The sequence below is a fragment of the Martinezella paranaensis genome (assembly GCF_014200235.1).
Lineage (GTDB): Bacteria > Pseudomonadota > Alphaproteobacteria > Rhizobiales > Rhizobiaceae > Rhizobium > Rhizobium paranaense.
Map to the genome: position 1 here is coordinate 74,924 of NZ_JACHBI010000014.1, position 21,984 is coordinate 96,907.

Consider the following 21,984-nt stretch of genomic DNA (forward strand, 5'->3'; position numbering starts at 1 on the left):
GTAGGTGTCGAAACCGCCCCTACGAACCGAGTGCCTCGGAGAGTTTCATTCCTCCAAGCAATTCGGGTGTCCAATCAAGGAGCCCCCGAAGATCGTGAGCAAAGCCAAATTCTTCGATCCGAAGCCGCTGCTCGGTGAATTTGTGTCCGTTGTCATCTACTTCAGAAAGCTCATGCTCTACGATCCGGGAACCGAACGAGCCAACGCCCACTCCGATAACATTTCCATCGAGTGTATAAACAGGGCAGCCACTCATGCCCGGACTTAACAGAAAGCTAAGTTCGAAACCGTCAGGATGAGATGAGATCATGTCCCGAGGAAGAGTGAGACGTTGAACCTGTCCATTTTGCCCCCTCAAATTGAGCCAGAGGGCATCACCGTCCTTTACATGCACAGATGAAGGATACCCTAGGGATCGGACTTCCTCGAAGATACCAACATGTGCGCTTTTCGCGAACAAAGGCGTGCCCGGAAAGTAGTCCAAACGACCTATCGCGATGTCATAGGGATGGGCAGCGAACTCCCAGAGTGAAAGAGGGTAGATAACGCTATCGACAGATTGCCCGTTATCCGCTTTTGCGCACAAACCAATTAGCCAACCTTCTTTTTCGGCTTCGGCGGTGGCCTGATCCATTACGTGTCGCGCGGTTAAAAAACATCCCTTTGAACCACAAAAGAAAGCACTACCGACCAGCCTCCGCAGACCGGCCTTTCTGCCCTCTTCAGCGTAGAGGCAGACGGGAACGACGTAGGATTGCAGGACATGGTTGATCACTCTCGGAACTCCAGTTTAGTGACTCCACCGTCCTTACCCGGTCGGAAATCGCATTGCTTAAAATGGCGACCTTGGGCTGAAACTTTAGGGCGAACCTAAGTAAGAAGCGATCAAGTTATACTTGATTTCCGACGGAGACGCAGCGATTTTGTTGCCGACGACTCATGGAACTCGCCTAGGCTGTCGTACATCTCAAACAATAGGCGTGCAGTCGCGGCCAACTCATATATCCACGTACTGATATCGAGAAATTTTCAACTTCAAAGATAGGGAGCAATTCCTGCGTATACCCGCTCCGAGCTGCGGTAAGGAGCCAAGAGGCATTTTGCTAAAGGCAGTTCCTGGCAAATTGCCGTATAGACCACCCATCCAAGCCAAGGGATACGATCTAGGATAAATGCTCCAAGCCAATATCTTGAGATCCAACATCGTCTACGATATTCGTGGACTTGTGCCGTAGCCGTGGAAATGGGTTCGAATGCCGCTAAAATCAGAGGTTATTCCAAATCTCGGAGCCGCACCGACGGCGTCCGACATCATCCTTAAGTTCATTCGCGAGTCGATTATCGACGGCACTTTGGACGAGGGCGAGCCCATCCGCCAAGATGACGTCGCGCGGATGTTCAACGTCTCGAAAATTCCGGTGCGGGAGGCTTTGAAGCGGCTTGAAGCGGAAGGGCTCGTCGCATTCCAGCGGAACAAGGGCGCCGTTGTAACGTCTGTTTCCGAACCCGAAATCGTTCAGATTTTCGAGGTCCGCGCAATATTGGAATCCAGCGCAATCCGGTTTTCGATCCCGAATATGACCGAGGCTACGTTCGAGCGAGCGCAAGCCTACTGCGATGCCTTCGCGCTGGAAACCAACGTCGCAAGGTGGGCCGAACTCAACTGGCAATTCCATTCCTGCCTCTACGAGGATGCCGATCGCCCATATCTACTAAGCATGATCAGATCCGTGAATGACCGGATCGAGCGGTATCTGAGGGTCCAGCTTTCCCTCTCAAGCGGACAGGAAACTGCGGACCGAGAGCACAGGCAGATTCTGGACCTATGCCGCAAACGTAACGTCGATGAGGCGGCTGCGCTGGTTCATGCCCACATCATGCGGGCCTGCGAATCTCTGCTGGCGCATCGACCCAAAGCGACCGATAAATCGTAAACCTCCGCTGTCGAGGTGATAGCGGAGTACGACTAAGCCAAGGCGACAGTCGACCGTAGGGGGAGACCCCTACGCTGAGAAAAAGCCGCAAATCGCCTCGAATACGCTGCGAGGCATCTTCAGCCCCTGTGACGACGGCGGAGGGTATGGAATGCCGTCCACACCCGGAATGAACACGCCGTGATCCTGCAGGCGGAGGGCTTGCTTATGCGCGCGGCCAACGCGATCATCACCATCAGGGCCTGGCATGACGGCAATGACCGTCAATCCTACTGCCGGAGATGCGTCGCCCGACCTGAAGTCTGGCGTGTCCAACGACCACGGCCCTCCCGAAAGGCCCGCGGAGAGCATTTCCACCAGCAATGCTACATTCGCGCCTTTGCGGCCGCCGAAAGGCAATAGGGCTCCGGTCAGTGCCTTGGCGGGATCGCGGGTATCCATTCCATTTTCGTCCACCGCCCATCCTTCCGGGATCGGCCGGCCCTCGTTAGCCGCAGCGACGATGTTGACGTAAGCCGTCGCGCTCGAAGCCTGGTCGATGATCAATGGCAGCGATCGATCCCCCAGCGGAAATCCAAACGCCATCGGATTTGTGCTGTAGACGGCCGGGCCACCCGCCTTTGCAACCACCATAGCGTTTGCATTCGTCGCCGCGAGCCCAACGATCCCCTCTTCGGCAAGCCTGCGGACGTAATAACCTAGTTCTCCCGCCGTGTAGCTATTGGTTTGGGTGAAGACGGCAATTCCAAAATTTCGCGCCGCTTCGATTAAACCCTGGAATGCGAGGTCGAAGCCGAGTTGCGCTATGCCCTTGTCGGCGTCGGAGACAAAGAATGCAGGGAAGGGACGCGTTAGGGTGGGCGTTGGATCGCACTTGATGCGCCCTTCACGAAAGCTGTTGAGGTAGTCCACCATATGCGGAAAACCGAGCGTGGCTGGACCGTAGAGTGCGGCGGACAATGTCGCGTTCACAAGCGAGCGGGTACTTGATGGGTCGGCACCGGCTGCGAGACATGCTCGTGTCGCCAGCTCTTCGGCTTCCGCTTGAGTGAGTTCTACCTCTTCATTCATGTCAAATATCCAATTCCGTTTTGTCCGGCTGGCTAGAATCTGTAGCAGCCTTGGCGTTGTGCCAGCACCCCATTTGGTGCGCTGGCATCCAGTTCGGATAGAATGAAATATCAGCTTCCAGCCTGGAGACTAGGCCCAGGTATCTCCGACTGTGAAACCCTCGGTGAACGGATCATCATTGTCCAATACAATTGTATTCAATCCGTAGATCCAGCTCGTACCGGAGACGGTCGGGACGACGGCGCGCTTGTCCCCGATTGTTGCCTCTTCGACAAGGCGACCGGTATAAATGTTGCCCAGAATGCCTTGATGTCGAAACGCCTGATTAAGCGGCAATTCACCTTTTGCATGCAGCACGGCCATTTTTGCGCAGGTGCCAGTGCCACAGGGGCAGCGATCAAGTGCTCCGGTCCAGGTGGCGGGATTGTCCCAGGAAAAATCTCCCGAGGCCATCGTCACCGCATTTTTCCAGTCGGCATTCGGGTCGTCTGTCGGCCCGGAAAGCTGCGAGATCGTGATGCCCACGCCCGGATAGTCCGGATGCATGACCGGCAACTGTTCGATGGCTGCCTGCCTGATCATCGATGAAACGCGCGCAATCTCTCTGCCGTACTCCGGTATCAATTCAAGACCAGGGAACTGGCGGACATCCGCGATGGCATAGAACATCCCGCCCCAGCCAACATCGACAGTGACCTTACCGAGATGTGGCACATCGATTACAGCGTCGAGGTGGGCTGCAAATGCCGGAACATTCTTGAACGTGACGTTCTTGACCTTGCCGTCTTTGCATTCCGCCTTGACGCGGATCAGTCCGGCGGGAGCCTCGAGAACCAGCTCGGTGACGGGCTCTTTCATGGGAAGCATGCCCATTTCCAGCAATACGGTCACCACCGAAATGGTATTGCCGCCAGACATCACGGGATATTCGATCTGCTCCATGATCACATAGCCAGCATCCGCTTCAGGATGGGAGGGCGGCACGATGATATTGCAGCAATGCGCCGAATAGCCGCGCGGCTCACGCAATAGCAGCTTGCGTAGCTGATCGTCGTTGCTTTCAAGCCATTTCATCTTCTCGTAGACCGAGTTCCCAGGGATGTGCGGAATGCCCCCAGTGACAACGCGCATTGGCGTGCCGGCGTGCGTATCAACAGCGTGAATTGTTCTTTTGAACCCCATATCGACCGATCCCTGTGCTTGAGTGTTCATTTGATTTCGTGGGGAACGAGTGCCTGTAGCGCGATGGGCGCAGGGCATTCTTTTCGTTCCCCCCGGGCGTCAACTATCGATATCGTATACGATATCCTTATGTGAATAACGTATACGATCTTCGATCGAGGTCAAGTGGTATTCTCAATTAGGGACCCATTCCGCATTGCGTGCGGCCTGCAGACTTGGCACAACTGGCGGCATGTTCGATCATTCCTCCTGGCTGATCCTCGCCACCGCCTTGACCTTTTTTCTCGCCGGCATCGTCAAGGGCGTCACCGGCATGGGCTTGCCGACGGTTGCCATGGGGTTGCTTGGCACCATCATGCCGCCGGTTGCGGCAGCGGCCCTGCTGATCGTGCCGTCCTTCGTCTCCAATATCTGGCAATTATTCGCCGGACCGCGTTTTGCTGCACTCGCCGGCAGGCTTTGGGCCATGCTGCTCGGTATCCTGATCAGCACGGTTGCCACCTCCTCGCTTCTGGCGAGCGGTAATACTCGCTGGACCACGATGGCGCTCGGGACCGCCCTGATGATCTATGCCGGCTATACCCTATTTGCCCGGCAATTGGCCGTGCCGAAGCGGGCGGAGCCCTGGCTATCGCCCCTGATCGGGCTGATGACCGGCGCTGTCACCGGGGGCACCGGTGTCCTCGTCATTCCCGCCGTTCCCTATCTGCAGGCTCTCGGATTGGGCAAGGACGATCTGATCCAGGCTCTCGGGCTTTCCTTCACGGTTTCGACCATCGCGCTTGCGATCGGCTTGGCCTCGCGCGGTGCTTTTCAGCTCGACAATCTGGCGATGTCCTCTCTCGCTGTCGCGCCGGCGCTGCTCGGAATGTGGCTGGGACAGGCGATCCGGCGGAGGGTCAGCCCCGCAACGTTTCGCCGATGGTTCCTGATAGCCCTCATCCTGCTCGGTGCGGAGCTGGCCCTGCGCCCGTTCTTCTAGCGCAACATCGGCCGGCAAAGCCGCTCTTCCGGGTTTCGAGTTCACGGCGTCATGCGATATAAGGGCGGTGTCAGGGAGGCGGATCAGCATGGAATTCCAGGACGACGATCTCGAAAAATTTGCCGCAGATGGCGCGGCGGCGCTGCCGGCCGCGGATGTCCAGGGTTATGTCGAACACGACGGCGCCCGCATCTGGTATGCGGCCTATGGCGCGGGCATGCCGGTGATCCTGCTGCATGGCGGTCTCGGGAACAGCGGCAATTGGGGGTACCAGGTTCCGGCCTTGATCGAAGCCGGCTACCGGGCAGTCGTCATCGACAGCCGCGGCCATGGGCGCAGCACGCGCGATGTGCGGCCCTATAGCTATGAACTGATGGCGTCGGACGTCTTGGCGGTGATGGACAGGCTGCGCATCGAAAAGGCAGCCGTCGTCGGATGGAGCGATGGGGCGTGCACCGGTTTGATCCTCGCGAGGACCAATCCGGCGCGCATTGCCGGCGTTTTCTATTTCGCATGCAACATGGACCCCAGCGGCACGAAGGGATTCGTGCCAACGCCGATCATCGACCGCTGCTTTTCCCGGCATGTGAAGGATTATGCCGCCTTGTCGGCGACGCCGGATCAGTTCGACGCCTTCGTTCAGGCGGTCGGCCTGATGCAGCGGACGGAGCCGAACTATTCCGCCTCCGATCTCGCGGAGATCGACGTACCCGTCGCAATCGTCCACAGCGAACACGACGAATTCATCAAGCGCGAGCATGCCGACCATCTCGCCCGCAGCATCCCCGGTGCCGAGTTCATCCTGCTTTCCGGCGTCAGCCATTTCGCGCCGCTGCAGCGGCCGGCACAGTTCAACGATACGATATTGGCTTTCCTTCGCAAGATTGCGGCGTAGCCTCCGGCAGCGTTCGTCACCATCGAGTCTTGTTTGCGCGGGATTTGGTTGCGCGCGTCCGATTGTTCGGATAAATGATGATCATCATATTTCGAATGTTCCCCCGACCGAACCGCCGCTGATCGGCCCGTCCGCCCAGGGAGCAAAATCCGCTCCAGGCAGGAGATTTCATGACAGCTACCTTATTTTCGCCGCTCGCCGTCGGTCCTTACGAACTGGCGCATCGCGTCGTCATGGCGCCGTTGACGCGCATGCGGGCAAGCCAGCCGGGCAATGTGCCTTCCGCCATGAACGCCGAATATTATGCGCAGCGCGCCTCGCCTGGTGGGTTGATCATTTCCGAAGGCTCGCAGATTTCGCCGAGCGGACAGGGCATGCCGGCAACGCCGGGCATCCATACGCCGGAGCAGATCGCCGGCTGGAAAGCGGTCACCGATGCGGTTCATGCCAAGCGCGGCCGAATATTCCTCCAGCTCTGGCATGTCGGCCGCATTTCCCATTCCTCGCATCAGCCCGGTGGCCTTCCGCCATGCGCCCCCTCGGCGATCGCGGCTTCCGGAAATGCTTTCACGGCATCATTCGAACGCGTGCCCTTTGAGACACCGCAGGCGATCGATACCGATCTGATGCCGCTACTGATCGACGTCTATGGCCAGGCCGCGGCCAATGCGAAGGAGGCCGGTTTCGACGGCGTCGAAATCCATGGCGCCAACGGCTATCTAATCGAACAATTCCTGCAGGCCCGTTCGAACCACCGCACCGACCAATATGGCGGATCGATCGAGAACCGGACACGCCTGCTGCTCGAAGTGATCGAAGAAGTATCCAGGCTCTGGGGTTCGGATCGCGTCGGTGTCCGCCTCTCTCCCTTCGGCATTGCCAACGACAGCGGCGAGGACGATCCACTGCGGCTCTACGGTCATGTCATTCGAGAGCTCGACCGTCTGCATCTTGCCTATCTGCATCTGATCGAGCCGCGCGCCAGCGGTGCAGGCCAAGCCGAAGTCGACCACAAGAACGTACCGTCGGCAGCCGAGCTCTTCCGCCCCGCCTGGTCGGGAACCTTGATCGCCGCCGGCAATTTCAAGCCCGAAACCGCCGAGGCGGCCCTTGCCGCCGGCCATGCCGATGCCATCGCCTTCGGCCGCCTGTTCATAGCCAATCCCGATCTGCCGGAACGCATTCGCCGCGGCGCGGGCCTCAACTCCTATCACCGCCCGACCTTTTACGGCGGCGGCACGGAGGGCTATACGGATTATCCGACACTGGACGCCAGGGAGGCAGCGGAATGAGCACGCCAAGCGCCATCATCGTTGGAGTGGGAGCGGAACAAGGTCTCGGTGCCGCCCTCTGCCGGCTGCTCGCCGACAAAGGCTACCACGTCTTCATCGCCAGCCGGACGCTGGAAAAGATCACCAAGATCGCCGACGCCATCAACGCCTCCGGCGGCAGCGCCGAAGCCATAGAAACCGATGCGACCGACGAGGCGGCAGTAAAGCGGCTGTTCGAGCATGCCTTTGCGCCGCAGGACGACATTGATCCGCCCGACTTCATCGTTTTCAACGCCGGCATTAACCGCCACATCGGCTTTCGCGGTGTCACCGCCGCCGAGTTCGAGGAATTCTGGCGCATCTGCTGCTTCGGCGGCTTCCTCGTCGGGCGCGAGGCGGCCCGGCATCTCGTCCCCCTCGGACGCGGCACGGTGATCTTTACCGGCGCCTCGGCGAGCCTGCGCGGCAAGGCCGGATTTGCGCAGTTCGCCGCCGCCAAGGCAGGCTTGAGGATGATCAGCCAGAGCATGGCACGGGAATTCGGGCCGCTCGGCCTGCATGTCGCCCACACCATCATCGATGGCGGCATCGACGGCGAAAGATTGCGATCAAGGCGGCCGGACGTGCAGGCCGACACGCTGCTCAACATCGATGCCATCGCTGAGACCTACTGGCATATCCACCGCCAGCATCCCTCCGCCTGGACGCAGGAGATCGACCTGCGCCCCTATAAGGAGACCTTCTGAGGCCGACTGCTAGAGCGGGCTAGCGTTTCACGAAATCGCTTGCCCGCTCTCTTTTCCTGGAATTGCTCTAGCCCGCCTGTTGTTCGCCTTCGATGCCTGCGGTCCGCATCTCGATCACCTGGCGGGCAGCCGCGGCGGCCGCATCCTTCTCGCTTGCAACCTGCACAGTCGGGAACGCAAAATGGATGTCGTTTTCATCGAAGGCCTGCTTGATCATCGCCAGGGCGTTGCGGCGGATGACGGAAACTTCGCCGGGCTTGGTGGTGATCGCCAGCCTGATCTCGATCGCGAAATCGCCGAACTGCTCGACGCCCTTCATCTTCAGTGTCTGGATGATGTTGGGTGCCAGTTCCGGATCGTCGAGCAACCGCTGGCCGATCTCCTTGATGATGCGCTTGGTCTTCGCGAGATCGGTGTCGTAGGTGACCTTCAGGATGATCTTGTCGATCGCCCAGTCGCGGTTCATGTTGTTGACCGCTCCGAGCGCACCGAAGGGAACCGTCGCCAGCGGACCGCGCTGATGGCGAAGTTTCACGGAGCGAAGACTGAAGGATTCCACCACGCCCTTGTGATTGCCGCTTTCGATATATTCGCCGATGCGGAAGGCATCGTCCCAGAGATAGAAGATGCCGCTGATGACATCCTTGACAATGGTCTGCGCGCCGAAACCGACAGCGACGCCAACCACGCCGGCACCGGCGATCAGCGGCCCGATCTCGATGCCGAGACCCGACAGCACCATCATGATGGCGATGATGCCGATGACAACGGCAAGGATATTGCGGAAGATCGGCAGCAGCGTGTGCAGCCGGGCGCGCCGGGCCCTCATCTCCTCGCTGTCGTTGACGAGCGGCGCGGATGCCGACAGTTTGCCGTTGATGTAGGTTTTCGATAGATGCCAGAGCAAATCGGCGGCCAGCAGAATGACGATGCCGCCGAGGATGCCGCGGGCCACGCGGTCGATCGTGGATTCAGGCTGCCTCATCATCATGGCTGCCTCGACACCGAGCATGTGTCCGAGCCAGAGGGCGGCAAGCGCGATGATGACCGCACGGACGCCGCGGTCCAGCATCACCGTCGCAAGCTTGCCGGCACCAAGAACGCCGCTGGCCGCATCATGCAGCGCCTCCACCGCCCGCGAGGACACAGAGAGCGCGCGCGGCAGCAGAATGGCGTAGATGCCAAGCCAGAGCAGGCCATTAAAGCCGGTCACCCACAGGCACCAAAGCGCGGCGAAATAGATCGTCAACAGCCATGAGATGACCTTTCTGCCGTTCGCTCCAGGATGCGCAGGGCGCGCCCAGACTGCCTCGACGGCAATCAGGAACAGGCCGATGCCAAGCGTATAGCCGACAAGAGCGCGGGCGCCATCGGAGAAGCCAAGCGGCAGCATGGCCTGGATCACCGCCCAGCCGCAGGCAAAATAGATGACGAACAGCGTGCCTCGCCTATACCAGTATTTCGCAACCCGCCGCCGCTCGGCGATACGCGCGGCGCCGCCATCCTCGTCGAGAACATCGCTCGCCCGACGCATCGCGATCAACTCCATCAACAATCTACCGAGCGAAACCGCCAGCCGCATGGAGACAATCGCGATCACGCAGGCGATCGCAAAACTTTCGATGATCGGCGGCCAGTCGAAGATGAGCAGCGGAACCAGCATAGCCACGCCGTGGACGATGGCCGGCACCACGCCGCCCATGAACTGAAAGCGCGCCGCCTGCAATTCGGTCTCGACCCCAGCCGCCCTTTCGGTAAGCTGCATATGCTTGGCGTTGATCAGGCGCGCCACCACCAGTTCGGCCACCAGACCGAAGAAAAACAGCACCAGTGCCTGGATGCCGATGCGCAGCCGGCCGGCCGCCTCACCTTCGTTTTCAAGCTTCATAGTGGCCGTCATCACCTCGGAAGGCAACGTCATCGCTGCACCAGACACTAGCTCCAAGTGCCGCCGCGTATGGCCAAGGGTATCCGACAATTCCGACATCTGACCGCCGCCGGAGGCAGGCTTGTCCGCGGAAGCAGGCTTGGCATTGAGCTGCGACGTAAGCCACTGCTTGACGTCAGGCTCATTCATCAACTGAATGAGTTCTCGGACCTTTTCCGGGGGCGGCGCGGCAACCGATGGCTCAGCCGCGCTTTGCGCGTGGACCACGGCCGGTACTGAAAAAGCAATAAGACATAGAAGCAGCGCGCCAATCGACCGTCTGCCACCCCCGACAATACTCATATGCGCTGCCCCTCTCGCAATCGGCCCGTTTTTGCAAACTATACGCCATTTTAGTGCGGAAAAGCAGTCGCTTACGCAAGTCATGCAATCAATTAGATGCTGGCATTGCGCATGAGCCGGGGGCACGCTAGGCTTGCAGCGATACCGTTTGGGGATGTTCGCGTGTTCAACTTCCTGAAAAAGCTCTTCGGCGGAGCCAAACGACCGGACGCGCAGATTGAGCCGCCAGCCCCACAGCCCGCCGGGACGTCGGCGATCAAGAGCCTCGATCTCAACATCCCAGACGAAGCGCTGCAAGACGAGGCCCGCTTTGCCGCCTACCTGCAAGAGCGCCTGCCATTTTTCGGCGAAGTGGTCAAAGTCGACTATGATCCCGGCGCCGGCAGCCTGACGCTGCATAGCCGCAACGGCGACACAATGACGAAATTCTTGAGCAACGCGCTATTGGCGCTGCGTGAAAAGAAGGGACAAGCGCGTGCTCAGGCTCTGCTCAACTATCTGAACATGACCGAAGCCCTGGAAGGCGGCGATGAGCTCGACAAGGTGCTGCCGGTGCTGAAATCGCGCAGCTTCGTCGACGTCGCACGGCGGCAGATGATACAGGCAGTCAAGGACGAACCCGATCCGCCGCAATTCGTCTATCTCGATGAAGCCGAGAATCTTGTCAGGCTTTTTGTCGTCAATGGCGAGACCGCGGTCAGCTATGTGATGACCAACGCATTGGACGACTGGGGCATCGACGTCGGCGAACTGGCGGAGACGGCGCAGGCCAATCTCCATAAATTTCTCACTAAGACCGGCGTACAGGTCGCCAAACGCAGTCGGTTTCAATATGTCGAGATCGACGGCCAGTTTGAATCCAGCGTCGCCTTCCTGCCAAAATTCTGGGCCCAGATACAGGACCAATCCGGCGGTGCAGCACCGATCGCGGCCTTCCTGTCACGGGACAAGGTCTTCTTCACTCACGAAAACGACGTTCAAGGACTGCAACTCCTCGAACTGATCAGCGCCGATCTCAGCGACGTGCCCTATGTGATCTCGCCGGATCAATATCGCTGGGAGGGCGGCAAGTGGTCGCTGTTCAAACGGGTGGGGCGGAGTGTGCAGTAGCATGTGATTTGCCCCCTGGGGCGAACAAATACCGACCAGCGTCAACAGACGCCCACTTGTACGAATGCCTCCACACCAGATTCAATTTTTGGAAGAAAATGGTAGGTTGATTGGCTTGACCGCTTCGGAAGGGCTGTCCTTAGCTGCAGATGACGCTTCTGTATCCGTCGCCCTGCGATACCAGTAAGCCGACGCCGACGCATCAGCGGGATGTGCACGCTCCGCATAGACGGCACTAAGACGCTTTTGCGCCCCTGGGTCGCCTTGTTCCGCAGCCTTCGTAAGCCACTTAATCGCCATGTCGCTATCCTTGCGATCGTATTGCGCATAAGTGTAGATCTCGCCAAGGCAGAGTTGGGCGCCTAGATCGCCTTGCTCCGCAGCCTTTGAGAGCCAGATAATTGCCTGATCTACGTCTCGGCTTACACCTTGACCGTTAAGATACATTTGGCCGAGCCAGTATTGGGCCGAGGTTGTTCCCTGCTCTGCCTGCTCGCGGAAACTACCCATCGCCTTCTGAAACCAGAAGTTCGCCTTCGCGGCATCTGGCTCCGCGCCTTCGCCGTCAGAATACATACCGCCAAGCAAATATTGAGCCATGACATCGCCGTCCTCGGCTACCTTGCTCAAGCCAGCTACTGCCTTCTGAAACCAGATATTCGCCTGTTCAGGGTCCGGAGCTACATCGTCTTCGCCAACCGAATAAACGAGACCCAAGCGACGTTCAGCGTAGGGATTGTTTTGATCGGCCGCCTTGCGGAACCAGAAAATGCCTTGCTTAGAGTCTGGCGGTACACCTAGTCCAAAGAAATAAAGGCGCCCCAGGCCGTACTGAGCCGTTGCGTCACCCTGATCCGCCCGTGGCTGCCAATTCAGCAGTGCCGATCTATAGTCACGCTTTGCGAATGCGGCTGTTCCGTCATCCGTTTGCGCGTAAGCGGGTTGCGAGAGGACAAGGCACAATAACAATCCGTAGCCATAATGATTTCGTACCACGGCTGATCCTTGAGTCGAAACGGTAGTGGGGTCCTAGCTTTACAACAATCGGTAGAGCCGTCACATGCTCTATCGAAAACAAGATGATTACACCAGCACCTCTTGATCCACCCGATCCTCGGCGCCGAAGAACTTCAAATAGCGCTCGACCTCGGCGGGTTCGCCCGTTGCCTTCTGCGGATTGTCCGAGAGTTTGACGGCCGGGCGGCCATTGGCTTCGATCACCTTGCAGACGATCGAGATCGGGTTGAGGCCATGGATTTCGGTGGGCGCGCAGCCTGCAAAATCATTGGTGAGGTTGGTGCCCCAACCGAAGCCCATGCGGACCCGGCCCTCGAAATGCTTGTAGGTGGCGATGATGGCGTCGACATCCAGACCGTCGGAGAAGATCAGAAGTTTCTGGCGCGGGTCGCGGCCCATCTTCTTCCACCATTCGATGATCTTCTCGCCGCCTTCGATCGGAGGCGCGCTGTCGGGGCGGAAGCCGGTCCAGTCGGCCACCCATTCCGGCGCATTGCGCAGGAAAGAAGCCGTGCCGAAGGCGTCGGGCAGAACCACCAACAGGTTGCCGCCGTAAAGGCGATTCCAGTCGCGCAATACCTTGTAGGGCGCCTTTCCAAGCGCCTCATCGGTCTCGGCCAGCGCCGCCGCCACCATCGGCAGCTCGTGCGCATTGGTGCCGACGGCCTCAAGATCGGAATCCATGGCGAGAAGGACGTTGCTGGTGCCGGTGAAAGCATGGCTGACACCTTCCTTCAGCGCTTCCACGCACCAACGCTGCCAGAGGAAACTATGGCGTCGCCGGGTGCCGAAATCGGAAATGCGCAGATTCGGCAGCTCACTCAGCCGCTCGACCTTTTCCCACATCTTCGCCTTGGCTCGCGCATAGAGGACATCGAGCGTGAAAGGACCCAACGCCTTCAGCGCCGCACGCGAGCGGAGCTCGTTGATGATGGCGAGGGCCGGAATCTCCCACATGGTGGTTTCCTTCCACGACCCGTGGAAGTCGAGAATATACTGCCCGTCACGCTTGGACAGCTCATATTCCGGAAGCTGGAAATTCGACAGCCAGCCCAGGAATTCCGGCTCGAAGATCTGGGCACGACCGTAGAAGCTGTTACCCGCTAGCCAGATCATCTCCTTCTTGGCAAGCCTGAGCGTACGCGCATGATCGAGTTGTTCGCGCAACTCCTTCTCGTCGATCACTTCGGCGAGCCGGACGCTTTTCGTGCGGTTGATCAAGGAGAAGGTGGCATTGACGTCCGGATAAAGCTTCCAGATCATCTGCAGCATCAGAAGCTTATAGAAATCCGTATCGATCAGACTGCGGATGATCGGATCGAGCTTCCAGGTATGGTTATAGACACGGGTGGCGATATCCGTTTTCGTCATCTCGTTCCTGCCCGTCTCCCTACGCCCCGGACGTCATGCTTCGCGCCTCCAGCTCGCTGGCGGCGGGTATAATGCTCCTCTTATCAAAAAATGTTGAGCGAAAGTCCAGTCACTGAAAGAAAATTGATACTGAAATAAACGCGCTGATACAGACATCCGCTGCATTGGCTTAGATCGTGGCTGATGGCCGAATTCATTGCGGCTGGGAATTGCCTTGAGCCGGCGGTTTCGGTGTCGCCGTCTGATCTTGGGTCGTCACCGGGGTCGTCGTCACTGGCGTCGTCTGCGTGGGCTTGCCGCCCCATAGTTCCGCCAGCGCCCAGACGATCGCTGTCAGCGCAAGTGCGACAAGAAGCACCGCCAATACACGCCGTCCCATATGCCCCTGTTTGGCCTCGGTCGCCGGCAACTCCTTTTCCTCATGCAGACGGTGATCAGAATCCTCCCAGCGCGTATGGGTTTCCAGCTTCCGTGGCATGACAGCCTCCTTCCAAATTCGCCTTGCGGCGACGTCATTTGGAAAACGGAGGCGGGTCTGGAAGGTTCCGAAGGCGCTTAGTAGCCCCGGCTGCGATCCACGAGGTATTGCAGAGGCTCGCCGCGCTCGAAGCGGGCGATCTGTTCTTCGATATGGCGCATCAGCGAATATTCCTCGGAGACCGCCGCATCGTGCGGGGTGATGACGACATTCTCCATGCCCCAGAGCGGGGCGTCCATCGGCAGCGGCTCGACATCGAAGACATCGAGCGACGCGCCACCGAGTACGCCGGTTTCGATCGCCGAGACGATATCGGCCTGGACCTGGCTCTTGCCGCGTCCAGCATTGATGAATACCGGCTTGCCCAGGGCACCGCCGCGGCGAAGCCTGGAAAAGAGCGCGCTGTTGTAAAACCCCGTCGTCTCCGGCGTCAGCGGTAGCAGACCGACGAGAATATCAGTCCGCGCGAGAAAGGCATCTAGCTCGCCGGCGTCGAACGTTTCCATGCCGTCGATGTGCTTTTTCTGTCGCGACCAGCCGATGACGTCGAAGCCCATGACCTTGAGTTTGGTGGCGGCATCGAGGCCGAGAATGCCGAGGCCCATGACACCGACCGTGACTTCGCGTGCTTCGGGCGCCGAAAGATGGCCCCAGACGCGCTTGCGCTGGTGCCTGAAGTGACCGAAGACGTCGCGCAGATGCATGAGGCATTGCAGCACGACCCATTCCGTCATGCGCACCGTCAAGCTGCGGTCGACGAAGCGGACGATGGGAATGTCGGGGAGACCCTCGATATTCAACATGGAATCGACGCCGGCGCCGCCGGAAAAGATGACCTTGAGGTTGGGCGCGCGCTGAAAGAGATCGGCATCCGGCTTCCACAGAAGGGCATAATCGACCTGGCTCAGATCCGCGCCTTTATTGGCGGGATCGGCGAGGTTGATGCTGCCACGATCGGTGAAAGCGGTTTTAAGGGCCGCGGCGATGGCTTCAGGCGTGAATTTGAGATCGACGAGAACAGGGCTTTTGACCGGCATGGCGATTGTCTTTTATTGCTGGACGGCGGCGGTGGGGACCGCCTCGATGTTGAAGGCGGCTGCGAGAAGCGCCCTAGTGTAATCCTCTTTGGGCGCACGGAAAATCTCCGCCGACACACCCTGCTCCACGACCTTGCCGAAGCGCATGACGATCAGGTCGTTCGCAAGCGCCTTCACGACTTTCAGATCATGGCTGATGAAGAGGTAGGCAAGGTCATGGCGCCGCTGCAGGTCGCGCAGCAGATCGACCACCTGCGCCTGTACGCTCATGTCGAGCGCTGAGGTCGGCTCGTCCAGCATGACGAAACGCGGCTTCAGCACCATGGCGCGGGCAATGGCGATGCGCTGGCGCTGGCCGCCGGAAAATTCATGCGGGAAGCGCCAGCGGGTCGAGGGATCGAGACCCACCTCTTCCAGCGCCCAGCAGACGCGCCGATCGCGCTCTTCCGCCGATAGAGATTGCTCATGCACCTTCAGCCCTTCGGCAATGATTTCGCCGACCGACATACGCGGGCTCAGCGATCCGTAGGGGTCCTGGAAGACGACCTGAAGCTGGTTGCGCAGCGGCCGCATCTCCTTGAAGGAATAGTCCGCAATGTCCTTGCCGACAAAGCTGATGCGGCCTCTGGAGGAGATCAGCCGAGCAAGCGCCAGGCCGAGCGTCGTCTTGCCGGAGCCGGATTCACCAACGACGCCGAGCGTCTGGCCGGCTCTTAGCCTGAGATCAATGCCGTCGACTGCTTTCACATAGTCGACCACCTTGCGCATCAGCCCGGCCTTGATCGGGAACCAGACTTTGATGTCGGAGCCTTCCATGACCACGGGCTTGCTGGTGTCGCCCACCGGCGGCTCGCCGCGCGGCTCGGCAGCCAGCAGATGCCGGGTATACTCATGCTGCGGATGGGTGAAGACCTCCTCGACCGTGCCGGTCTCGACGATATGGCCCTTGGTCATGACGCAGACGCGATCGGCGAATTTGCGGACGATGCCGAGATCGTGGGTGATGAACAGCATCGACATGCCGTGTGCACCCTTGAGCTCGCGCAGCAATTCGAGGATCTGCGCCTGCACCGTCACATCGAGCGCCGTCGTCGGCTCGTCGGCAATCAGAAGCTCCGGCCGGTTGGCGAGCGCCATGGCAATCATCACGCGCTGACGCTGGCCGCCGGACAGCTCGTGCGGATAGGCCTTGAGCCGTTTTTCCGGCTCGCGGATGCCGACCTGATTCAGGAGATCCAGTATGCGGGCACGCGCCTGCTGGCCGACCACGCCCTGGTGCAGCGCCAGGATTTCGCCGATCTGCTTTTCGATCGTATGGAGCGGATTGAGCGAGGTCATCGGCTCCTGGAAGATCATGGTAATGTCGTTGCCGCGGACGGCACGCAGCTCATTGTCAGACGCCTTCAGCAGGTCCTTGCCTTTGAACAGGATTTCTCCCGAGGGATGGCTGGCAGTCGGATAGGGCAGCAGCTTCAGGATCGAGTTGGCCGACACCGATTTGCCCGACCCGGATTCGCCGACCAGCGCCAAGACTTCGCCCTTGGCGATATCGAAAGAGACGCCGTCGACCGCAGTCGAGGTTTGGCCGCCCTGGTGAAAGGCGACGGATAGATTTCGGACTGAAAGCAATGGGGTGTCTGCGCTCATCGGAACGTCTTCCTCGGATCGAATGCATCGCGGACGGCTTCACCGATGAAGATCAGAAGCGACAGCATGATCGACATCGTGAAGAAGGCGGAAAGGCCGAGCCAGGGGGCCTGAAGGTTGGACTTGCCCTGGGCGATCATTTCGCCAAGCGAAGGCGAGCCGGGGGGCATGCCGAAGCCTAAGAAATCCAGCGAGGTCAGCGTCGTGATCGAGCCGGAGAGAATGAAGGGCACGAAGGTCAGGGTCGCGACCATGGCGTTCGGCAGCAGGTGGCGGTACATAATGGTAATGTTGTTGACGCCGAGCGCGCGGGCGGCGCGGACATATTCGAAATTGCGCGCCCGCAGGAATTCGGCACGCACGACGCCGACGAGGCCCACCCAGGAAAACAGAAGCAGGATGCCGAGAAGGATGAAGAAACCGGGCGGCAGGACCGAGGCGATGATCAGCAGGATGTAGAGTACCGGCATCGATGACCAGATCTCGATGAAACGCTGCAGGAGAAGGTCGGTCCAGCCGCCGAAATAGCCCTGGATGGCACCGGCGGCAACGCCGACGACCGCCGAGCAGATGGTCAGCGCCAGGCCGAACAGCACCGAGATGCGGAAGCCGTAGATCATGCGCGCCAGCACATCGCGTGCCTGGTCGTCCGTGCCGAGCCAGTTGAGATTGCTCAGGGTGCAATTCGGATCATCAACGCCCTTTTCATAGCCGGAGCAGCGCTGTTCCTTGCTCATCAGCCAGAAGGGAGCGGTCGGAGCTGAGGTTCCCTTCGGAAGGTTCGAATTGGCGGTCTGGTAGGAATAATGGATCGGCGGCCAGATCATCCAGCCATTGGCGTTGATCTCCTGCCTGATATCCTCTGCGCGATAGTCGGTCTGCGCGAGGAAGCCGCCGAATTTTTCCTCGGGGTAATCGACGAAGACAGGCGTCAGGATCTCGCCCTTATAGGAAATGAGGATCGGCCGGTCGTTGGCGATGAATTCCGCTCCGAGACTGACAACGAACAGGATCAGGAACAGCCAGAGAGACCAGTAGCCACGGCGGTTCGCCTTGAAATTCTGCCAGCGGCGAACGTTGGTCGGGGAAAAGAGGCCCTTGCGCGGCGGCTTTACTACTGCCGGGGCCGTCGAGTTGGTCGCTGCGTCCATCAGACATCCCTCCGCTCGAAATCGATGCGGGGGTCGATCCAAGTATAGATCAGGTCCGAGATCAGGCCGACGAACAAGCCAAGCAGCGAGAAGATATAGAGCGTTGCGAACACGATCGGATAGTCACGCTGGACGACGGAGAGATAGCTGAGGCGGCCGAGGCCATCGAGCGAGAAGATATTCTCGATCAACAGCGAACCGGTGAAGAAGGCGGAAATGAAGGCACCGGGGAAACCGGCGATGACGATGAGCATGGCATTGCGGAAGACATGGCCATAGAGCACCCGCCGCTCGCTCAGCCCTTTGGCGCGGGCCGTGATGACATATTGCTTCTTGATCTCCTCGATGAAGGAATTCTTGGTGAGAAGCGTCGTCGTGGCGAAGGCGGCGAGCGACAGCGAGATCAATGGCAGCACGAGGTGCCAGAGATAATCGATGATCTTCTGCCACCACGTAAGATCGGCGAAATTATCGGAGACGAGGCCACGCAGCGGAAACCAATCGAAGAAGGAGCCACCGGCGAAAAGCACGATCAGCATGATGCCGAAGAGGAAACTCGGAACTGCATAGCCGATGATGATGACACCGGACGTCCAGACATCGAAGGTCGATCCATCCTGTATCGCCTTGCGGATGCCGAGCGGGATGGAGATGGCGTAGGAGAAGATCAGGATCCAGATGCCGAGCGAAATCGACACGGGAAGCTTCTGGCCGATGAGATCGATCACCGTGGTATTGCGGAAGAAGCTTTCGCCGAAATCGAAGCGGATATAATTCCACATCATCTGCCCGAAGCGCGTAAGCGGCGGCTTGTCGAAGCCGAACTGCTTGTCGAGCTTGGCGATCAGCTCCGGATCGAGCCCCTGCGCGCCGCGATATTTCGAGCTGCTGTCGTCGACGTTCTGCTGGCCGAGCAGATCGGTACCGCCGGAAAGACGGCCATTGGCGTTGTCGCCCTGGCCGGTCAACTGCGCGATCACCTGCTCGACAGGACCGCCGGGCGCGAACTGCACGATGGTAAACGAGATCGCCATGATGCCGATGATGGTCGGGATCATCAGCAGCAGACGTCTGAGGATATAGGCACCCATCAGCCCGTCACTCCCTCATCGAGGAATATGCCTGCTCCCGCCTCAATCCATCCGTCGTTCAAGTCGTTTGTTCCCTTCCGCCGAATAGAGCCGGCGCAGTCATTTCAGGCTGAAATTGCCGAATCGGCATGGGGCATTTGGAGCCAGCATGCCCGTCATTGCAAGAGCCGCTCATTTGCCGGCGTTCTTCGACCACCATGTCTCGGGAAAGCCCATCGAATATTCCGGCAGATTGGCCGGATGTTCGAACTTGTCCCAATAGGCGATGTGGAAGCTGGTGGCATAGAACAGCGGAACGACGTAGTGATGGGCGAGCAGAACACGGTCGAGCGCCCTCGCCGACGCCTCCTTTTCGGCGACATCCTTGGCAAAGATGGCCTTGGTGATCAGTGCATCGACACCGGGATCGGCTATGCCCGCATAATTTCGAGAACCTGGACGGTTAACTGAGGCAGAACCCCAGAAATCCGTCTGCTCGTTTCCGGGATTGAGGGTCTGGGCCCACACATTCCAGATCATGTCATAGTCGAAACTGCGGACACGATTGATGTATTGCGAGGAATCGACGGTGCGTACGCGCGCGTCGATGCCAATCTTCTTGAGGTTCTGCGTATAGGGCAGCACCCATTTTTCAACAAATGGGCTGCCGAGAAGGATCTCGATGGAAAAGGGCTGCCCGGTCTTGGCATTGACCATCTGGTTGCCCTTGATCACATAGCCGGCATCCTTGAGAAGCGCGATTGCCTTACGAAGATTGTCGCGAGACTTCTGCTGATCGCCACCTACGGGATTGCTGTAGGGTGTCGTAAAGACCTCGGGCGGCACCTTGTCCTTGATCTCGTTCAGAATATTCAGCTCTTCCCCCTGGGGCAGACCGGAGGAAGCGAGTTTGGTGCCGAAGAAATAGCTGTCGTCACGGTGATATACACCATAAGCGACCGTGCGGTTGATCTCCTCGAAATCAAAGGCGTAGTTGAGCGCTTCGCGTACCCGCTGGTCCTTGAACTGATCGCGGCGCATGTTCGGAACCAGCGCCTGCATCACGCCGGTCGCGCGCAGCGGATTGGGCAAATCTTCCCGCTTGATGCGGCCATCCTTGGCGGCCGGGAAGTCATAGCCCGTTACCCAACGGCTGGCGCTGTTATCCTGCCAGAAATCGACATTGCCGCCACGAAAACCCTCAAATTCCACATCGTCGTCGCCGTAGTAGGCATACGAGATGGCTCCGAAGTTGTTCTCGCCAACATTGACGGAGAGGTTCTTGCCCCAATAGTCGTCACGGAGTTCATAGCGGATGGTAGATCCCGGCGACACCGACACGATCTTATATGGCCCGGAGCCCATGAGCGGCTCCAGCGTCGTACGCGTGATGTCGCGTGGCTTGCCATCGGGACCCGTTGCTTCCCACCAATGTTTCGGCACGATCAGAAGCTGTCCGAGAATGGAGGGCAGTTCGCGGTTGTTCTTCTGGTCGAAAGAGAAGGTGATGTCACGGTCGCCGGTTTTTTCGGCACGCGTCACATGTGAATAGTAGCTCGTCAGGAACGGATTGAGTTCCTTCGATTTTTCGAAGCTGAAGACGACATCGTCGGGGGTGACCGGTGTCCCGTCGGCCCATTTGGCCTCAGCCCGCAGACGGAACGTGGCGCTCGAGACATCTTCCGGATAGGACACGCCTTCTGCAAGCAATCCATACGAAGAGAAGACTTCGTCGTCGGCCGACTTCATCAGGGTATCAAATACCAGGCTGAGCCCCGCTGCGGGGTTACCCTTCAGCAAAACGGGATTGAGCGTATCGAACGTACCGTTGCTCGAAAGCTTCAGCTCGCCGCCCTTCGGTGCGTCCGGATTGACATAGTCGAAATGCTTGAAGCCGGGCTGGTATTTCAGATCACCGAGAATGGCGGTGCCAATACGGAACTGTAACTCGTCGGCGTTGGAGGGCGCCGGCAAGACTAGCAGGCAGAAAAGAGAAGCAACCAAGCCTGCTTTCAACCGCGACAATGCCATTCATGATCCTCTGATGATTTGATGGGAATCAAGCATAGGCCAAATGAGGGCGAAAAGCAGGACGGAATTGCTCATCTGTTCACAAACCCGCCGACTGCCATTCCGCGAAATCAGGCTTTTGCCGCAGCTTCTTCAAGGCGTTTGCGCAGCATCAGGCGAAACTCGTGGACGAGACGCCGGTCGCCTGCCGTTTCCGGCTCGTTGGCGGCGACGACGGCGATGCGCAGCAGTTCGAGAACGATCGCCGACATCAAGGCGACATCATCCGTGATCGGCGGCTCGGCTCGCCGCAGGATGGCGGAAATCAGCTCCTTCAGCTCCGCCCGCGAACGCATCTTTCGGTCCTTCGGCACGTCGCGGCGGGCGGCAACCACCGGAAATTCCGGAAACTCCTCGATGAAAGCGCCCAGCCTGTCGAAGATTGCCTCCCCGCTATCGGCCGCCGAAAGGCCGCCGCTCTTTTCCGCGATGTCCTGAAGCACCGCCTTCAGCCGCTCCAGCCGATCGATATGCAGCGCTTCGGCAAGCAGCGGCTTGGTCGGGAAGAACTGATAGAGCGAGCCGATCGACGAGTGCGCTTCTGCGGCGATCTCCGTCATCGTCGCAGCATCATAGCCCTTTTGAACGAAGATTTTTGCGGCCGCTTCCAGAAGCACGGCAACGCGATCATGGCCGCGGCGGCGCTTCGGAATACGCGTTTGCGGTTCCGCGCTTGATTTTTGCGAGGATTCCCTCATATTTGTCATTGTGAGGATAACCTC

General features: G+C 59.1%; 19 protein-coding genes. 6 read left to right on the forward strand and 13 right to left on the reverse strand.

What is annotated here, in order from left to right; genetic code table 11:
- Window positions 1-19: 19 nt before the first annotated feature.
- The gene (locus tag GGD50_RS26245) at window positions 20-775 is read right to left on the reverse strand and encodes a S1 family peptidase (protein ID WP_107106565.1); all 756 of its coding nucleotides are present in this window, start codon (window positions 773-775) and stop codon (window positions 20-22) included.
- A 478-nt stretch (window positions 776-1,253) separates the two neighbouring features.
- On the opposite strand from GGD50_RS26245, the gene GGD50_RS26250 reads away from it, so the two are divergent.
- Window positions 1,254-1,934: a GntR family transcriptional regulator gene (locus tag GGD50_RS26250; RefSeq protein WP_107106564.1), complete on the forward strand. Its 681-nt coding sequence runs from the start codon at window positions 1,254-1,256 to the stop codon at window positions 1,932-1,934.
- A gap of 69 nt (window positions 1,935-2,003) precedes the next feature.
- Here the strand turns inward: GGD50_RS26250 and GGD50_RS26255 are convergent, their stop codons facing one another.
- Window positions 2,004-3,005 (reverse strand): Ldh family oxidoreductase, encoded by a 1,002-nt coding sequence (locus GGD50_RS26255; RefSeq protein ID WP_107106563.1) that lies wholly within the window; start codon window positions 3,003-3,005, stop codon window positions 2,004-2,006.
- Window positions 3,006-3,134: 129 nt separating this feature from the next.
- On the reverse strand, window positions 3,135-4,265 hold the full coding sequence (locus GGD50_RS26260) for a proline racemase family protein (RefSeq protein WP_246451530.1): 1,131 nt from the start codon (window positions 4,263-4,265) through the stop codon (window positions 3,135-3,137).
- 154 nt (window positions 4,266-4,419) lie between these two features.
- Here GGD50_RS26260 and GGD50_RS26265 point away from each other — a divergent pair, with 154 nt between their 5' ends.
- The 4 genes from GGD50_RS26265 to GGD50_RS26280 all read left to right on the forward strand — a co-directional run bounded on the left by GGD50_RS26265 (window position 4,420) and on the right by GGD50_RS26280 (window position 8,081).
- Window positions 4,420-5,169, forward strand: a complete 750-nt coding sequence (locus GGD50_RS26265; RefSeq protein ID WP_107106562.1) for a sulfite exporter TauE/SafE family protein — start codon at window positions 4,420-4,422, stop codon at window positions 5,167-5,169.
- An 88-nt stretch (window positions 5,170-5,257) separates the two neighbouring features.
- Entirely contained in the window at window positions 5,258-6,064 is an 807-nt protein-coding gene (locus GGD50_RS26270; protein ID WP_107106561.1) for an alpha/beta fold hydrolase, read from the forward strand.
- A 170-nt stretch (window positions 6,065-6,234) separates the two neighbouring features.
- Entirely contained in the window at window positions 6,235-7,356 is a 1,122-nt protein-coding gene (locus GGD50_RS26275) for an alkene reductase (RefSeq protein ID WP_107106560.1), read from the forward strand.
- Window positions 7,353-8,081, forward strand: coding sequence for an SDR family NAD(P)-dependent oxidoreductase (locus tag GGD50_RS26280; RefSeq protein WP_107106559.1), 729 nt, complete (start codon window positions 7,353-7,355; stop codon window positions 8,079-8,081). Before GGD50_RS26275 ends, GGD50_RS26280 begins: the two co-directional genes overlap by 4 nt.
- A gap of 67 nt (window positions 8,082-8,148) precedes the next feature.
- On the opposite strand, the gene GGD50_RS26285 is transcribed toward GGD50_RS26280, so the two are convergent.
- Window positions 8,149-10,311, reverse strand: coding sequence for a mechanosensitive ion channel family protein (locus tag GGD50_RS26285; protein WP_107106558.1), 2,163 nt, complete (start codon window positions 10,309-10,311; stop codon window positions 8,149-8,151).
- 162 nt (window positions 10,312-10,473) lie between these two features.
- Between GGD50_RS26285 and GGD50_RS26290 the strand changes: the two genes are divergently transcribed.
- On the forward strand, window positions 10,474-11,421 hold the full coding sequence (locus GGD50_RS26290) for a DUF1444 domain-containing protein (RefSeq protein WP_107106557.1): 948 nt from the start codon (window positions 10,474-10,476) through the stop codon (window positions 11,419-11,421).
- An 81-nt stretch (window positions 11,422-11,502) separates the two neighbouring features.
- Here GGD50_RS26290 and GGD50_RS26295 read toward each other — a convergent pair whose 3' ends face one another.
- The 9 genes from GGD50_RS26295 to GGD50_RS26335 form a co-directional block, all read right to left on the reverse strand.
- Window positions 11,503-12,417, reverse strand: coding sequence for a tetratricopeptide repeat protein (locus GGD50_RS26295; protein WP_107106556.1), 915 nt, complete (start codon window positions 12,415-12,417; stop codon window positions 11,503-11,505).
- An 87-nt stretch (window positions 12,418-12,504) separates the two neighbouring features.
- Window positions 12,505-13,809 (reverse strand): nicotinate phosphoribosyltransferase, encoded by a 1,305-nt coding sequence (gene pncB / locus GGD50_RS26300; RefSeq protein WP_107106555.1) that lies wholly within the window; start codon window positions 13,807-13,809, stop codon window positions 12,505-12,507.
- 193 nt (window positions 13,810-14,002) lie between these two features.
- Window positions 14,003-14,287, reverse strand: coding sequence for a hypothetical protein (locus tag GGD50_RS26305; protein WP_107106554.1), 285 nt, complete (start codon window positions 14,285-14,287; stop codon window positions 14,003-14,005).
- Between the two features lie 77 nt (window positions 14,288-14,364).
- Window positions 14,365-15,324 carry a 2-hydroxyacid dehydrogenase gene (locus GGD50_RS26310; RefSeq protein ID WP_107106553.1) on the reverse strand — a complete coding sequence of 320 codons (960 nt, stop codon included), beginning with the start codon at window positions 15,322-15,324 and terminating at the stop codon, window positions 14,365-14,367.
- 12 nt (window positions 15,325-15,336) lie between these two features.
- Entirely contained in the window at window positions 15,337-16,971 is a 1,635-nt protein-coding gene (locus tag GGD50_RS26315; protein ID WP_107106552.1) for an ABC transporter ATP-binding protein, read from the reverse strand.
- Window positions 16,968-18,122 (reverse strand): ABC transporter permease, encoded by a 1,155-nt coding sequence (locus GGD50_RS26320; protein WP_107106551.1) that lies wholly within the window; start codon window positions 18,120-18,122, stop codon window positions 16,968-16,970. The genes GGD50_RS26315 and GGD50_RS26320 overlap by 4 nt, the downstream gene beginning before the upstream one ends.
- Window positions 18,122-19,213: a microcin C ABC transporter permease YejB gene (locus tag GGD50_RS26325; protein WP_107106550.1), complete on the reverse strand. Its 1,092-nt coding sequence runs from the start codon at window positions 19,211-19,213 to the stop codon at window positions 18,122-18,124. Before GGD50_RS26325 ends, GGD50_RS26320 begins: the two co-directional genes overlap by 1 nt.
- 171 nt (window positions 19,214-19,384) lie before the next feature.
- Window positions 19,385-21,223, reverse strand: coding sequence for an extracellular solute-binding protein (locus GGD50_RS26330; protein ID WP_107106549.1), 1,839 nt, complete (start codon window positions 21,221-21,223; stop codon window positions 19,385-19,387).
- A 110-nt stretch (window positions 21,224-21,333) separates the two neighbouring features.
- Window positions 21,334-21,969, reverse strand: a complete 636-nt coding sequence (locus GGD50_RS26335) for a TetR/AcrR family transcriptional regulator (RefSeq protein WP_107106548.1) — start codon at window positions 21,967-21,969, stop codon at window positions 21,334-21,336.
- Window positions 21,970-21,984 lie beyond the last annotated feature (15 nt).

What these genes read in the sequence shown, in the direction of transcription:
- GGD50_RS26305 (WP_107106554.1), bottom strand. Translation starts at nt 14,287, where the DNA reads ATGCCACGGAAGCTGGAAACCCATACGCGCTGGGAGGATTCTGATCAC.
- GGD50_RS26280 (WP_107106559.1), top strand. Translation starts at nt 7,353, where the DNA reads ATGAGCACGCCAAGCGCCATCATCGTTGGAGTGGGAGCGGAACAAGGT.
- GGD50_RS26250 (WP_107106564.1), top strand. Translation starts at nt 1,254, where the DNA reads ATGCCGCTAAAATCAGAGGTTATTCCAAATCTCGGAGCCGCACCGACG.
- pncB (WP_107106555.1), bottom strand. Translation starts at nt 13,809, where the DNA reads ATGACGAAAACGGATATCGCCACCCGTGTCTATAACCATACCTGGAAG.
- GGD50_RS26285 (WP_107106558.1), bottom strand. Translation starts at nt 10,311, where the DNA reads ATGAGTATTGTCGGGGGTGGCAGACGGTCGATTGGCGCGCTGCTTCTA.
- GGD50_RS26265 (WP_107106562.1), top strand. Translation starts at nt 4,420, where the DNA reads ATGTTCGATCATTCCTCCTGGCTGATCCTCGCCACCGCCTTGACCTTT.
- GGD50_RS26325 (WP_107106550.1), bottom strand. Translation starts at nt 19,213, where the DNA reads ATGGGTGCCTATATCCTCAGACGTCTGCTGCTGATGATCCCGACCATC.
- GGD50_RS26270 (WP_107106561.1), top strand. Translation starts at nt 5,258, where the DNA reads ATGGAATTCCAGGACGACGATCTCGAAAAATTTGCCGCAGATGGCGCG.
- GGD50_RS26310 (WP_107106553.1), bottom strand. Translation starts at nt 15,324, where the DNA reads ATGCCGGTCAAAAGCCCTGTTCTCGTCGATCTCAAATTCACGCCTGAA.
- GGD50_RS26330 (WP_107106549.1), bottom strand. Translation starts at nt 21,223, where the DNA reads ATGGCATTGTCGCGGTTGAAAGCAGGCTTGGTTGCTTCTCTTTTCTGC.
- GGD50_RS26260 (WP_246451530.1), bottom strand. Translation starts at nt 4,265, where the DNA reads ATGCCCTGCGCCCATCGCGCTACAGGCACTCGTTCCCCACGAAATCAA.
- GGD50_RS26315 (WP_107106552.1), bottom strand. Translation starts at nt 16,971, where the DNA reads ATGAGCGCAGACACCCCATTGCTTTCAGTCCGAAATCTATCCGTCGCC.
- GGD50_RS26320 (WP_107106551.1), bottom strand. Translation starts at nt 18,122, where the DNA reads ATGGACGCAGCGACCAACTCGACGGCCCCGGCAGTAGTAAAGCCGCCG.
- GGD50_RS26275 (WP_107106560.1), top strand. Translation starts at nt 6,235, where the DNA reads ATGACAGCTACCTTATTTTCGCCGCTCGCCGTCGGTCCTTACGAACTG.
- GGD50_RS26255 (WP_107106563.1), bottom strand. Translation starts at nt 3,005, where the DNA reads ATGAATGAAGAGGTAGAACTCACTCAAGCGGAAGCCGAAGAGCTGGCG.
- GGD50_RS26335 (WP_107106548.1), bottom strand. Translation starts at nt 21,969, where the DNA reads ATGACAAATATGAGGGAATCCTCGCAAAAATCAAGCGCGGAACCGCAA.